Raw genomic sequence first — 13,131 nt, forward strand, 5'->3', positions numbered from 1 at the left:
CTCACCCTCTTTTTATAAGCTCGTCCTGTACTATCATTCCATCCCGAAACCTTAATACTCTTTTGCAGTATTGAGCTATCTCCATTTCATGAGTTACTATTACAATTGTCTTGCCTTCTTCGTTTAGCTTTGAAAAAATATCCATTATCTCATATCCTGACTTCGTATCAAGGTTTCCCGTGGGTTCATCTGCTAGTATTAATGAAGGTTCATTTGCAAGCGCCCTTGCTATGGCTACTCTTTGCCTTTCTCCTCCAGAAAGCTCGCTTGGCATGTGGCCAGCTCTGTCCGAAAGCCCGACCTTTCCAAGAAGCGCAAGTGTCCTCTCTCTCATGAAGCCCCTCTTTTTTCCTGCATATATCATTGGCAGTTCAATATTTTTGAAGGCGGATGTTCTTGGTATGAGATTAAATGTCTGGAATACAAAACCTATTTTTCTGTTTCTTAGCTGAGCAAGCCTATTTTCAGACAGACTGCTCACCTGCATATCATCGAGATAATATTCTCCCGTTGTGGCTTTGTCAAGGCATCCCAGTATGTTCATCAGTGTTGATTTTCCCGAGCCCGAAGGGCCCATTATTGCGACAAATTCGCCATCTGATATCTCAATGTTTATTTTTTTAAGGGCCTCGACCCTTATTTTCCCCGTCTCATAAACCTTTTCAATATCTACCATTCTTATCATTTGGATTCACCTTTTATTCTAACCTTCATGCCGTCAACAAATGACTCGTCTGGATTTAAAGCAACCTCGTCCAGCTCCCCAATACCTTCTCCTATTATCTCCACTTCAAGGTCTCCCTCTATTCCAAGCTCTACAGCCACCTCCTCGATTCTGTCACCTTCAATTTTGAATACAACGTATTTGCCGTCCGGATTTTGGAAAAGTGCCTCATACGGAACGATAATGGCTTCTTCCTTTTTATCTGTCACTATGTCCACATCTGCGGAAAATCCAGTCTTTATCCCCTCTGGCGGATCTATTATATCCACCTTGACAAGGACGTCTTTTTCTCCTTGGCCGCTGTCGGTCCTTGCGCTGGGAGCAATATACGATACCCTTCCTTTAAGGCTCTTTTCCGGGAAAGCATCTCCCGTTATAGCTGCACTTTGTCCTATTTTCACCTTGTGTATTTCAAACTGGTTGACATTCGCGTGTACTTGAAGCATTTGAAGATTATGGACTACAAACATTGGTCTTTGGTCTCTTGCGTCAATTCCAACTTTGCAGTTTGAATATACTATAGTCCCATCTATAGGGCTTATTATTGTTGCATCTTCAAGTTGTTCTCCTGCAAGCTTAAAATCGAGCTCTCTTTTTCTCACCTGCATCTGCTTTATCTGCCTGTTGCTGCCCCTTTTTTCGTCTTCAAGTTCTTTAAGCGCAATTTCATATGCATTTTTAGATGACAGGTATTTTTTTTCATTTTCATCAAGTCCATTTTTACTTATGACGTCGTTTTCATAAAGACCTATTGCGTTTTCGTAGTCTTTCTTTACAATTTCAAGCTCCAGCTCTTTATTTTGCACATCTTTTTCCAGCCTAAATATAGTGGTATCCTCTATGCTGTCCTGCAGTTCTTTTTGGGCTATGTCAAGGTCTATACTTGAAGACTCAAGCTTATTTCTAAGCGCATCTGTTTCAAGGGCTGCAAGTGCCTGTCCTTTTTTAACCACTTGTCCTTCCTCTACATATACAGCCTTTATGGCATCCTCAAGTTCTGAATTTATCTCAACCTCATCTCCGGACCTAATTGTGCCGCTCAATATCATATCTGAAGTTATTTCTGATTTTTTAACAGTCAGCTTTTCTACTTCCTTGACAGCACTTTCAATATTCATCCGAATCATAAAGTATATGACTAAAACTGCTATTAAAAGTATCGAAATAAATATAATGAATTTCTTCCCTTTAAATCTTTTCATAAAAGCACCTCCCTGCTCCACAGTTCACTTACTGATGATAATACCCCAATTGGTGCCCTATTATTTCATATTCTATACCCATTCAGGATTATTCACAGTATAAATGAATATAAATATTTGCTATATTTGATAAAATATGATATCCTTAAGGGAGTCTTAATTAAAGTTTGTAGAAAATATTTGAATTTAAAAATAAAATTAGAATTGTGTCGGTATTAATCGTATTAACTCTAAGTTTTTAAATTGATTTACTTTGTACGAAGTGTTTTAAGAAAATAAAATTTGGAGGTATCGATTATGAACGGTACAGTAAAATGGTTTAATGCAGATAAAGGATTTGGATTTATAACAGGAGAAGACGGCGTAGATATTTTTGCACACTTCTCTCAAATCCAAAAAGACGGTTTCAAAACACTAGAAGAAGGCGAAAGAGTTACTTTCGATCTAGCTCAAGGTGCAAAAGGACCTCAAGCCGAGAATATAGTAAGCATATAATTCTATATAGCATATCAAGGACATGAATATAAAATTCATGTCCTTTTTTATTTGATTTTTTATCATATCGGGTCTAAATTCAAAAGCACCTTCGACGTGCGAAGGTGCTTTTACAGTTCAATCATCCAATACCTATATTCTAATAAACCTCCACTCCCCTTTCATACACCGTCACAAACTGTTCCCCTCGCTTGAATTGGAACAAAAACTTGTATATCCCCGGCCTGCCAAACAATACGCTTTCAAAGCCAAGAGTGTATATATAGCCAGTCTGCTCTTTATCCAGCGTATATGGCTGACTTTCAGTGGTGTTGTATATAACGTTGCCTTCGGGATCTACTATCATTACCCTGTCCACATACTCCTTGCCGCCTTCAAGTCCGCTCACATCGAAATATGCGTTGAACGTATATGTGCCGACCTCGAATTTGCTGAATGGATTGCCTATTATCTTGTCCACAATAAGGCTCCTACCATATGAATCCTCTATCTCAACCGCATTTTCAAATGAGGAGGCCTCCCCGTAGTAGTCGCACAGTATCATGTCTATATGGGGCTTTTTTATCTCGACTGTACTTTCTGCACCATTCCACTCCACAAGAGCCCCAAAAATCTCGCTTATCCCTCTTATAGGAACCATTGTATTCCCATAAAAATTCACCGCAGGAATATCTCCCTTAACCTTCTCGCCATTATAATTTATGTTTACTGTCGGAAAACCATTAAACTCACCTGCTGTTTCCGCTGAATATATGCTGCATGCCGATATTACAAATACTATTGCCGTAGTCAAAATATATTTTTTCAATATACATCCCCCCTCAAATGCCCTAATTCATCTCTTTCTTTTATTTATATCCATATATACGCAGGCCTAAATAATTAATTGGAGTGTTTAGAAAAGCCCTAGAAATGGTAAATCATAAATAAAAACATAGGTGGGATGAATATGTCTTATACCAAAATAAACAGCATGCAGCGAAACCTGAGCATGCTTACAGATTTTTATGAACTTACCATGGCAAACGGTTATTTTGAAAATGGCTTTGAAGATAAAATAGCATATTTCGATATGTTTTTCAGAAGGGTGCCAGATGGCGGCGGTTTTGCAATAGCCGCGGGACTCGAGCAGCTTATAGGATATCTCAATGATCTCAGCTTTTCCAAAGAAGATATTGAATTTTTGAGGAGCAAAAGACAGTTTTCAGAAGGATTTTTGGACTATCTCAAGAACTTCGAGTTCAAATGCGACGTATGGGCAGTAAGTGAAGGCACTCCAATATTCCCAAATGAACCTGTTGTAAAGGTTAGAGGGCCCATAATACAGGCCCAGTTTATAGAGACGATGCTTCTTTTGACTATAAACCACCAGAGTCTTATAGCAACAAAAACAAATAGGATTGTGCGGGCCGCGGGAGAAAGGGCGGTCATAGAATTCGGCTCAAGGCGCGCTCACGGATCGGACGCCGCAATATACGGAGCAAGGGCCGCATTCATAGGCGGTGCGGTGGCTACGTCGTGCACAATAGCCGAGCAGCTTTTTGGCATTCCCGCTGTAGGCACAATGGCTCACAGCTGGGTCCAGCTGTTTGACGATGAAATCGAATCATTCAGGAGCTATGCCCGCGCATACCCTGAGAACTGCCTGCTTCTCGTAGACACTTACAATGTTCTTAAGTCCGGAGTTCCAAATGCGATAAAAGTATTCAACGAGGAAATAGTTCCAAGAGGATTCAGGCCCACTGGAATAAGAATAGACAGCGGCGACCTTGCGTATCTTTCAAAAGAAGCCAAAAAGATGCTCAACAATGCAGGATTCGAGGACTGCCGCATAATAATATCAAGTTCTCTCGACGAGAACATAATAAGGGACCTTCTCATACAAGGCGCTCCCATAGATTCATTCGGTGTCGGCGAAAGGCTCATAACATCGAAATCCGATCCTGTATTCGGAGGGGTTTACAAACTATCTGCAGTTGAAAAAGACGGCGAAGTTATTCCGAGGATAAAGGTCAGCAACAACGTCGAAAAAATTACAAACCCCGGCTCTAAAAACCTGTTCAGACTGTATTCAAATGGAAACCAAAATGCTATAGCCGATATAATCACACTTTTTGACGAATCTATAGACAGCAGCGTCCCATACAATCTGTTCGACCCGCTCTTCCCCTGGAAAAAAAGCACAGTTAGAAACTTCACTGCAGTTCCCCTTCTCCACAGGATATTCGAAAATGGAAGGCTGGTATACGACTCTCCATCAGTCGACAAGATAAAGGAATACTCAAACGAGCAGATCTCAAGGCTTTGGCCGGAAATCAAGAGGTTTGAAAATCCCCACAGATACTACGTCAACCTGTCAGAAAATCTTTGGAACCTTAAAAACAGCCTTATAGGCAAACATTCAAGCACATAATAGACATAGAAAAGCCGCAGCGTTATCACTGCGGCTTTTCTATGTCTATTATGAATTCGCTTCCTTCATTAACTTTGCTTTCAACATGTATTTTCCCGTTAAGCGAGAGCACTATGTGCTTTACTATCGCAAGCCCAAGGCCCGTTCCTCCTATCCTTCTGCTTCTTGCCTTTTCAACCCTGTAGAACCTTTCAAATATCCTAGGTATGTCTTTCTGAGGTATTCCTATGCCGCTGTCTTTGACCTTTATATGGATGTGCTGCTCATCTTCCTCAACCGTAACAATCACATTGCCTTCTTCCGGAGTGTATTTCACCGCATTGTCTATGAGATTTAAAAGCAGTTGCTTTATATAGTCCGGATTCGACAGTATAGTTATTTCCTTATTTTCAAAGCGTTCTGATATTTGAATGCTCTTTTTTTGTGCAAATGGACTTATCATGTCAAATACCTCTTTGTAAACATCCCATACGTTCACCATCGTGAAGCTTTCGCCCTTTTTATTCTCATTGTTTTCAATGAATGACAGGGTGAGTATGTCATCTATGAGATTTCTGAGTCTGTCAGTCTCCATATCTATAATATTGAGGAATCTGTTTCTCACCGCTATGTCTATATTTTCATTTCCCTTTAGAGTTTCTACAAATCCGCTTATGGATGTAAGAGGCGTCTTTAGCTCGTGCGTTACATTGGCAACAAAGTCAGACCTTATCTTCTCAAGCCTCTTTCTCTGTGTTATGTCCTCTATGTTTATTATTGCACCTATTGTGAGATCCTTTTCATCATGCAGCTTTATGGGGTCAGATTTTATCTTGTAGTAGTTTCCATTTTCATCTTCTACCACAAGTTTTTTTCTCTCTCCATATCCCATCACTTCCTTTATAGCCTCAAAAAAAGGCTCACCTTTCACCACTTTTTCGAAATTCTTTTGTTCAAAGTCATCGCCTTCATACGAAAACAACTTTTGAGCCTTCTGGTTCATGAGCATTACATTTTCGCGGTTGTCTATGGCTATGATTCCATTTGATATGCTCTTTAGTATTGCCTTGAGCTTTATGTTCTTGTCTTCGAGTTCAACTATGTTGTTTTTAATCTTTTTTACCATGTAGTTGAAATTGTATGCGAGCCTTCCAAGCTCTCCGGTAGCATCACTATCAAGTTCAACCGAAAAATCACCCTTGCTCACACTGTCCGCCGCATTCATTATGGACTTTAAATGTCTTCTCAAAACCATAAGATATCTGACAGTCAGACTGAGAAGTATGACTAGAAACATTATTATCAAATACAAGTCATCTACGTTTATAAAACCTCTGTCCATTATGTCGTCCATCTCCCTACTTGAACTTATATCCCACGCCTCTTACGGTTTCAATATACTTGGGCTTTTTGTCATTATCCTCTATCTTCTTTCTCAGATGCCTTATGTGAACATCCACTGTCCTTGTCTCTCCAAAGTATTCATATCCCCATATCTTGTCCAGAAGTGAGTTTCTAGAGAGCACTTGGCCCCTGTTTTGAGCCAGCAGCTTTAAAAGCTCGAATTCCTTTAGCGTAAGGTCTATCTTTTTCCCATTCTTGTATACCTCGTAGTTTTTGAGGTCTATTTTTATCTCGTCTATCTCTATTGAGTCCGCTTCATTAACCTTGTTCTTTTCATACCTTCTAAGAACCGCATTGACCCTGGCCACAAGTTCATTTACGCTGAAGGGCTTGGTTATATAGTCGTCCGCTCCAACGTCAAGCCCTTTTATCTTGTCGTCCTCCATATTCTTCGCAGTAAGCATTATTATGGGGGTCCCGCTTATATCCTTGTCCGCCCTTATCCTTTTGCAGACCTCCATGCCATCTATTCCCGGAAGCATAAGGTCCAAAAGCACAAGGTCCGGCTTTGTCTGCTTGACCTTTATATATCCTTCCAGACCGTCATATTCAGCCTCTACGTCAAATTCATTGAGCTCCAGGTTGAATTTTATAAGTTCCACTATATGTTCTTCATCATCTATTACCAAGACCCTTTTGTTCATATATTCTCCTCCAAATACTAAATTTCAAAATCATATTTGAGCTATAAGAGCCATCCTTTTGGATGTTTTTCCATCGCACCTGTACGAATGGAACCTTCCTTTAGTGCAGCAGGTACACTGGACAGCATCTGTTATATTGATTGCAGGGACACCCTTTTCCTCAAGTATTAGCCTATTTATCTTCCAAAGGTCCAAATAATGCCTTCCTTCATCCACTATATAAAACTTCGAGTCACAATTTGTAAACTCCAAGTTAAATCTTTGTGCAAGCTCCTCGTCCACCTCATAGCAGCAAGGCCCTATAGAAGGTCCTATTATGCACTTGAGGTCCTCTATTTTGCTGTCGTATTCATCTACCATCACATCTATAAGTCCCTGTGAAATCCTTCCATATGTGCCCTTCCAGCCGCAGTGTGCAAGTCCTACGACCTTTTTTACATCGTCTATTATCGCCACGGGCACACAGTCTGCGACATATATCATTATGGGAGTGTCTTCAATATCTGTAACTATGGCATCTCCCTCACAAATGCTTTTGACCGCACCTTCATTTATTTTCACAACTTCAGTCCCGTGAACCTGCTTCACATGTGTAAGCCTTTTTTCATTTATACTGCATGCCTTGCAAAAGCGGCTTATATCATGCGGGTTTTTCATGTTCACCTCTGAATCCGAAAAGAAAACCCTTATTCCGCTTTTCAGTTCAAAATCCCTGCCTTCGTAGTAGTTCAATTTTCCACCCCGCGTTATTTTTTCTCCTTAAGTATCTTTTCAAGCTCCTCATAAAAAGTATTTATATCCTTAAACTGTCTGTACACAGAAGCAAACCTCACATATGCCACTTCATCAAGCATTTTGAGCTTTTCCATGACCATCTCGCCTATCTTTTCGCTGAGTACCTCCCTAACGCCACTTGAATTTAAACTGTTTTCAATATCTGCAACAGCCTTTTCAACACTTTCCGTTGAAACCGGCCTCTTTTCACAAGCTCTAAGCATACCATTAATTATTTTGTTCCTGTTGAATATCTGCCTTGTTCCTTCTTTTTTTACAACCATCACAGGAACGTCTTCTATCTTTTCATATGTTGTAAACCTTTTTTTACAGTCGTCACATTCCCTACGTCTCCTTATTGAACACCCTTCGTCCGTAGGCCTTGAATCTATAACTTTAGACTGCATAAATCCACAATATGGACATTTCATAATATACCTCCAAATATACAATTGTAAACCTTCACACTACAATTTTAACATATTATTGCAAAATCCGCCCTTTCATTCTTTTTTGAAATAAAAAAAGAAGATAGAAACTATCTTCTTCTTCTTAAAAACGTCGGTATGTTGAAGTTTCCTTCTTCTTCCTGTTTTGCTTCTTTATCTACCTGGACTTGTGCCTGCTGCACATTTTCCTCTTCCTTAACTTCTTCCTTAATTTCTTTCTTTTCTTCTATCTTATGTCCATTTCCAGATTCAAAACCTGTGGCTATTACAGTTATTCTTATCTCGTCCTGCAGGTTTTCGTCTATTACGGCTCCAAATATTATATTTGCATCTTCATCTGAAGATTCTTGTACAAGGGTTGCCGCTTCATTGACTTCAAACAGGCCCAGGTCTGCTCCTCCAGTTATGTTAAGAAGAACTCCTTTAGCTCCCTTTATGGAAGTTTCCAACAGGGGACTTTGTATAGCCTGCTTTGCGGCATCTACAGCCCTGTTTTCTCCACTTGCAGTACCTATTCCCATATGGGCTAACCCCTGTTCCTTCATTATCGTTTGAACGTCCGCAAAGTCAAGATTCACAAGACCCGGAACAGCTATAAGATCCGAAATACCCTGAACACCCTGTTTTAACACGTCGTCTGCTATTTTGAAAGCCTCAAGCATTGAAGTTCTCTTCTCCGCCACCTGCAGCAGCCTGTCGTTAGGTATTGTGATGAGAGTGTCCACCTTTTCCTTTAGCGCTTCTATGCCTATCCTTGCGTGATTTTGTCTTCTCTTTCCTTCAAAAGTAAACGGCTTTGTCACTACACCTACTGTAAGTATTCCCATTTCCTTTGCCACTTCAGCAACTACGGGAGCAGCTCCTGTACCTGTTCCGCCACCCATTCCTGCAGTTACAAACACCATGTCGGCACCTTCAAGCGATCTTTGTATATCTTCTCTGCTCTCTTCAGCAGCCTTTTTCCCTATATCTGGATTGGCTCCTGCTCCAAGTCCCCTTGTAAGCTTTTCCCCAACCTGTATTTTTTGTTCCGCCTTTGAGGTATGCAGAGCCTGTCTATCCGTATTGATAGCTATAAACTCTATTCCCTTAAGCTGTCCTTCTATCATCCTGTTCACAGCATTGTTACCTCCGCCGCCCACGCCTATAACCTTTATTTGTGCAAATTCATCCATTCCCACATCAAATTGTATCATCAAGGTTCCTCCTCACCATGCTTATTATGAATTTACTATTTCTCGACAACTTTTCCAATTATTAATAATTTTTATACATATAATATTATCATAAATTTACCAAATGCGTTTATACTTTTTTCACCTTGTCAGTCTATTCGGCAGGCCTCTCCAAAATCTCTCCAATTTCATTTTTTTTAAGCCCCCTGCTTTTTCTTTGCGATATCTTGCTAAGCACAGCCCTTCTAATAGCAGCAAAATTTTGGAACAACCTTCCTCCAAACACTATTATAGGTGCATAGTAAAGAGGCACTCCAAGCTTATCTCCAAGGTAAGCCAAAAAGCCTGCAAGTATAGAATTGGTAAAAAAGCCTGTAATAAATATTGAATTATTATAATTGCCTTCAAGGCTTGCTCTTATTGCTCCAAACACAGAGTCAAGCGATGCAAGTATTGCCACTGAAATATAAAGCGAATAACTTTCAGGATATGTTACAGGTATATAATACCCAACTAAAACCCCAAGTAAAAGTCCAACTAACGCAATAATCAAATCAATCACCTTCTTCTATATATCTGAAATAAACATCACCGTTATATTGGGGAATACTCATGTTATCTGAGACCTGCGTCTGTACATCTATGCCCCATACTTCCTTTAGTATATATGCGTATGAACCCGGCGCCCTTACTGCTGCTTCAAGGTGCAAAGGATTTCCTGTCGCCTTGATTACAAAAGGCTGGCCGTATGTCGACTTGTTTATGGTTATTGTGGGTCCCGCACACTTTATTTCGGATGTAGTAATCACCCTCTCACCGTTTATGGAGATCGCCTCTGCTCCAGCCGCTTTCAAATCACTTACAAGTTCGAGCACATCTTTGTCGTGCACTATTATGTCGTTTTCTTTTCCAAACTCAACATCCCTGCTGCCATCTTTAAGCCTTACTACCACCCCCGGCCCACTCAGGTCTTTCATCCCCACTGAAGCCTTGAGGTCTTCCAGCTCTTTTTTCATAAGGTTTTTTATGGAACCGTTCTCATTGAGTGCAAGCTCATATTTTGCTATATTCTGCTCTTTTTCCAGTATGAGCTTTTCCATTTTTTCAATTTCTATCTTTTGCATATCCAGCTGGTATTCAAGCTCTTTTATACTCCCCAAAGTCACAAATATGTTGTCCGGGTTGAAGCTTTTTACCTGTATCGCGGTTATAAGCCCCAATATAAACATCAAAAGAACAGTCGTGTTTAACTTGATTCTATTTTTCATCTTTTCACCTACCGTCTATTCTACCGGTTTCGAAAACTCAAACTGTATCTTTTCAGTATTTCTAGGTATTTCAATTTCCTGATGCTTGCTTACATCCGTCTTGAGTCCAAGATACTGCCTTATCTCCCACATGATTCCATATCTCATGTTAAGAGCCGCTTCAAGCGTATCTGGATTTCCTATCGCCCTGATTTCAAAAGGCGTCTTTACAGGCTTGTCATTTATAAATATGCTCTCCCTGCTGTTTGCCGATAGATGTATTTCCGTATTCACAACTATTCTTTCTCCGTTTATGGATATCGCTTCTGCACCGGAAGCATTGAGCTTGTTTATGACAGAAAGCAGCATTTCATAGTTGTATATTATGGTTTCGCTTTCCTGCTCGGAGCCCATTACGTCTATTGCTATCTTGACTCCCGGCCCTTTGACTTTCGAATACCCTGCAAGCACTTCATATCGCTTTATGTCTTCCTTCAGATTTTTAACTACTATATTTTCCTTCGCTTCTGACTCCTCATATTCCCTTATCCTGCTTTCAAGCATTGAGAGTTCATTCGAAAGTGCCTCTTTTTTGTCCTTAAGCCTTTTAAGCTCGGTAGAAAGCTGTCTGGCTTTTTGTGACGATACGAGACCCCCTGTTGATCTTTCAACGGTTTTAAGCTGTATGGTAATCATTGTCCCAAGCAAAAGACTTAAAAGAAGTATTGCAACTTTATTTCTGTTCAATAAGCTCACCACCATATTGTCTGTACACAGGATAACCATTGTGCTTCATATCTATTATACCGTAATTTATGTTTTTCTTGTATAGGTCAGTAAGTATTTCTTTTAGAAATGGAATCTTGTACTCCAGATTCTCTCCTTCACCTATAAGCACTACTATCCCTCTGTATGTGCGCAGCCTTATTTGAGACTTCTCATCTATATTTATTTCCGAAATATTTTCAAGTATATCGCTTCCAAGGCATGCGTTGAGAAGGTTTAAAAGCCTTTGAAGAATATCCTCATTCTTCATTGATATCTTGTTCCCTATTTTGAAGCCATCAAGATCTATGCCCGTCAGTATTGGCCTGTCCAAGTTGTTTATATCATTTTCAACCCGAAGAGCCATGCCTTCTTCATCAATTATTATATATGCGCCCATATAAGGGACGCAAAAAAATTCCATTCTTTCAATTATATTTATGTCCATGCCGCTTGGGAAATCTTTTTCTATGTAAGCATCCTTTATATACGGACTTTGCATAAGGCTTTCCCTGACTTTGGATTTTTTCACAGTGATTATATTTTGGCCATTTTTAACACCTGAAAAGCTGATGACATTTTCAGCTTTCAATTTGATAAGCCCATTCACATTTATATTTTTTATATTGAAATAACCAAATTTGACCGCTACATAAAATGCCGAAGACAAGGCCAATAAAAACGCAATCGCAAACAAGAAAAATTTTTTTTTCAATTTTATCCATCCTTTAAGAGTCTCAAAACACTTTCTATATACCCTCGTCCAACTGCTTCAATCGCATAATTTCAGAATATATTACATCTATAGCCTCCGGCATTCCCATTTGGACGCTCTTATTCGACATCTCATTCAGCTTCTCTTCATCCATTATTATATTGAATATGTTTTGAGCTATCAAATCGGCAGTTATATCCTTTTCAAGAATCATTACGCCTGCTCCGTTTTCCTCTATGCTTCTCGCGTTATATTCCTGGTGATTTTCTGCCGTATGTGCCTTTGGTATTACTATTGCGGGCTTGCCCAGGCAAGTAACCTCTGAAAGAGTTATAGCCCCTGCACTACAGATTACCACATCGCATGCAGCAAGTACATCGGGCATATTATCTATATAAGGCACTACCATTTGATAGTCTTTAAGTCCCGCATCCGAAAACTCTTTGCAAAACCCTTCAAAATAGGCATTCCCAGTTGCATGCACAAATGCAATATCCCTATTGCAAAACTGGCCTATTACGCTGAGCATTGCATCGTTTATTTTCCTCGAACCACCGCTTCCCCCTACCGAAAGAACCATCTTTTTATCCAAAGGTATGCCAAGTTTTTTCCTTGCTTCACTCTTATTTGCATCGATTATCTCTTTTCTAAGAGGATTTCCAGTAAACTCCACATTTCGATCCGATTTGAAAAATTTTCTCGCATCTTCAAAGCTTATCAGTACTTTGTCTGCAAACCTTGACAGGAACTTGTTTGTCATACCTGGAAATGCATTTTGTTCATGCACAACCGTTGGAATTTTCATCATAGCCGCGCAAAACACAACCGGCCCTGACACATATCCTCCTGTTCCAATTACAATATCAGGCCTAAATCGCCTTATTATCGATGCTGATTCCCAAATACCCCTGAAAAACATAATGAGCCTTTTCATGTTTTCAAAACTTATTTTTCTTTGAAAACCGCTCACTGTTACCGTTTCAAAGTCATATCCGCTACCTGGCACTATCTTGCTTTCAAGGCCCATTTTTGTTCCCACATAAAGCACATTCGCGCCCTCGTTTTCAGATTTTATCTTGTCAGCTATAGAAAGAGCCGGATATATGTGTCCGCCAGTTCCTCCGCCTGATACTATGATCCTCAAA

The 13,131-nt window shown here is 39.9% G+C and carries 15 protein-coding genes; 2 read left to right on the plus strand and 13 right to left on the minus strand.

Features of this window, described 5'->3' with window-relative positions; genetic code table 11:
• Window position 1: 1 nt before the first annotated feature.
• Together BUQ87_RS02930 and BUQ87_RS02935 are read right to left on the minus strand one after the other, a co-directional pair.
• Window positions 2-685, minus strand: coding sequence for an ABC transporter ATP-binding protein (locus tag BUQ87_RS02930; protein ID WP_038264891.1), 684 nt, complete (start codon window positions 683-685; stop codon window positions 2-4).
• The gene (locus BUQ87_RS02935) at window positions 682-1,926 is read right to left on the minus strand and encodes an efflux RND transporter periplasmic adaptor subunit (protein WP_038264887.1); all 1,245 of its coding nucleotides are present in this window, start codon (window positions 1,924-1,926) and stop codon (window positions 682-684) included. Before BUQ87_RS02935 ends, BUQ87_RS02930 begins: the two co-directional genes overlap by 4 nt.
• 297 nt (window positions 1,927-2,223) lie before the next feature.
• Between BUQ87_RS02935 and BUQ87_RS02940 the strand changes: the two genes are divergently transcribed.
• On the plus strand, window positions 2,224-2,421 hold the full coding sequence (locus BUQ87_RS02940) for a cold-shock protein (RefSeq protein ID WP_038264883.1): 198 nt from the start codon (window positions 2,224-2,226) through the stop codon (window positions 2,419-2,421).
• Window positions 2,422-2,560: 139 nt separating this feature from the next.
• Here the strand turns inward: BUQ87_RS02940 and BUQ87_RS02945 are convergent, their stop codons facing one another.
• Entirely contained in the window at window positions 2,561-3,229 is a 669-nt protein-coding gene (locus BUQ87_RS02945; protein ID WP_038264879.1) for a stalk domain-containing protein, read from the minus strand.
• 141 nt (window positions 3,230-3,370) lie between these two features.
• Here BUQ87_RS02945 and BUQ87_RS02950 point away from each other — a divergent pair, with 141 nt between their 5' ends.
• Window positions 3,371-4,834, plus strand: coding sequence for a nicotinate phosphoribosyltransferase (locus BUQ87_RS02950; protein WP_242943765.1), 1,464 nt, complete (start codon window positions 3,371-3,373; stop codon window positions 4,832-4,834).
• A 25-nt stretch (window positions 4,835-4,859) separates the two neighbouring features.
• On the opposite strand, the gene BUQ87_RS02955 is transcribed toward BUQ87_RS02950, so the two are convergent.
• From BUQ87_RS02955 to murG, 10 genes are all read right to left on the minus strand, one after another.
• Window positions 4,860-6,167 (minus strand): HAMP domain-containing sensor histidine kinase, encoded by a 1,308-nt coding sequence (locus BUQ87_RS02955; protein ID WP_052636119.1) that lies wholly within the window; start codon window positions 6,165-6,167, stop codon window positions 4,860-4,862.
• A gap of 4 nt (window positions 6,168-6,171) precedes the next feature.
• Complete coding sequence (locus tag BUQ87_RS02960; RefSeq protein WP_038264876.1) at window positions 6,172-6,861, minus strand: response regulator transcription factor; 690 nt, start codon at window positions 6,859-6,861, stop codon at window positions 6,172-6,174.
• 30 nt (window positions 6,862-6,891) lie between these two features.
• Window positions 6,892-7,593: a peptidoglycan editing factor PgeF gene (pgeF, locus tag BUQ87_RS02965; RefSeq protein WP_052636118.1), complete on the minus strand. Its 702-nt coding sequence runs from the start codon at window positions 7,591-7,593 to the stop codon at window positions 6,892-6,894.
• A gap of 14 nt (window positions 7,594-7,607) precedes the next feature.
• On the minus strand, window positions 7,608-8,066 hold the full coding sequence (nrdR, locus tag BUQ87_RS02970) for a transcriptional regulator NrdR (RefSeq protein ID WP_038264871.1): 459 nt from the start codon (window positions 8,064-8,066) through the stop codon (window positions 7,608-7,610).
• Between the two features lie 107 nt (window positions 8,067-8,173).
• Window positions 8,174-9,280 (minus strand): cell division protein FtsZ, encoded by a 1,107-nt coding sequence (gene ftsZ / locus BUQ87_RS02975; RefSeq protein ID WP_038264869.1) that lies wholly within the window; start codon window positions 9,278-9,280, stop codon window positions 8,174-8,176.
• Window positions 9,281-9,413: 133 nt separating this feature from the next.
• Entirely contained in the window at window positions 9,414-9,812 is a 399-nt protein-coding gene (locus BUQ87_RS02980; protein WP_074210020.1) for a small basic family protein, read from the minus strand.
• Window position 9,813: 1 nt separating this feature from the next.
• Complete coding sequence (locus tag BUQ87_RS02985; protein WP_038264867.1) at window positions 9,814-10,527, minus strand: DUF881 domain-containing protein; 714 nt, start codon at window positions 10,525-10,527, stop codon at window positions 9,814-9,816.
• A 15-nt stretch (window positions 10,528-10,542) separates the two neighbouring features.
• On the minus strand, window positions 10,543-11,253 hold the full coding sequence (locus BUQ87_RS02990; RefSeq protein WP_052636117.1) for a DUF881 domain-containing protein: 711 nt from the start codon (window positions 11,251-11,253) through the stop codon (window positions 10,543-10,545).
• A complete protein-coding gene (locus BUQ87_RS02995) occupies window positions 11,240-11,986 on the minus strand; it encodes a cell division protein FtsQ/DivIB (protein WP_038264863.1) in 747 nt (248 codons plus the stop codon). The genes BUQ87_RS02990 and BUQ87_RS02995 overlap by 14 nt, the downstream gene beginning before the upstream one ends.
• 34 nt (window positions 11,987-12,020) lie before the next feature.
• Window positions 12,021-13,130, minus strand: a complete 1,110-nt coding sequence (gene murG, locus BUQ87_RS03000; protein ID WP_038264861.1) for an undecaprenyldiphospho-muramoylpentapeptide beta-N-acetylglucosaminyltransferase — start codon at window positions 13,128-13,130, stop codon at window positions 12,021-12,023.
• Window position 13,131 lies beyond the last annotated feature (1 nt).

Source organism: Peptoclostridium litorale DSM 5388, assembly GCF_900141635.1.
GTDB classification, from domain to species: Bacteria; Bacillota; Clostridia; order Peptostreptococcales; family Peptostreptococcaceae; genus Peptoclostridium; species Peptoclostridium litorale.